The 269-nt window shown below is 48.7% G+C and carries 1 protein-coding gene; it reads right to left on the bottom strand.

Going from position 1 to position 269, the window contains the following annotated elements:
* Nucleotides 1–269, bottom strand: a 269-nt coding sequence (locus ZA07_RS16200) for a hypothetical protein (RefSeq protein ID WP_197276758.1), incomplete at both ends; no start/stop codon positions are given.

Genomic DNA, 269 nt, shown 5'->3' with positions numbered 1-269 from the left:
CAGGAGCGGGTATGGCATCACATTCTACGGTCACATCGGCAGGAACGCCAACAAGCACCGGAGGCGTGTTGTCCTCCACGGTAATGGTTTGGGTTTGTGTTGTTGTATTGCCATCGTTATCAGTTACGGACCATTCACGGATGATAGTTCCAACACCATCATTGACAGTATTGGTAGTTTCTGAATAGCTAACTGTAAGGGTTGTATCACAGTTGTCTGTTGCGGTAACCACAGCAGGAGCGGGTATGGCATCACATTCTACGGTCACA

Origin of the sequence: Mangrovimonas sp. ST2L15, assembly GCF_001280515.1 — a bacterium.
GTDB lineage: Bacteria > Bacteroidota > Bacteroidia > Flavobacteriales > Flavobacteriaceae > Mangrovimonas > Mangrovimonas futianensis.
Note: the sequence above shows the minus strand (reverse complement) of the source record. Positions and strands in the feature narration are given on the sequence as shown.